The following is a 418-nucleotide window of genomic DNA, read 5'->3' on the forward strand; positions in this document are numbered from 1 at the left end:
CCATTGAAGAAGTGGTCGTCCGCCGCTGACGATCCCAAGAAGCTCTTTCTTGTACCCGATGGCGGCACGGACCTGAATGCTTTCTACGACCGCAAGCATCTGGCGTTTTTTCAGGATACTTCCGGCACAAAAACTACCTTTTCTGGGGCGAGCACCGACGTGGTCGCCCATGAGTGCGGGCACGCCTTTCTGGACGTTCTGCGTCCCGAGTTATTCGTCAGCACCATCTCTGAGCAGGGCGCCTTTCACGAAGCGTTTGGAGATTGCATCGCTCTGCTGGCCGCCCTTTCCGATCGTGAGACGCGTGTGGCGTTGTTGAAGCAATCTTCTACTTTGGGAAAGGCCAACTTCGTTGAGGCCACGGCGGAGGATCTTTCCGATGGCGTGAAGCGCGCGCTCGGGGCGGCACATCCCGCGG

At 58.4% G+C, this 418-nt stretch carries 1 pseudogene; it reads left to right on the forward strand.

Annotation, left to right across the window (positions count from 1 at the left end):
- Positions 1-418, forward strand: a pseudogene (locus I6F37_RS41845) (hypothetical protein); the annotation flags it as partial.

The organism is Bradyrhizobium sp. NBAIM08 (assembly GCF_020193935.1).
In the GTDB taxonomy this organism is placed as follows: Bacteria; Pseudomonadota; Alphaproteobacteria; order Rhizobiales; family Xanthobacteraceae; genus Bradyrhizobium; species Bradyrhizobium yuanmingense.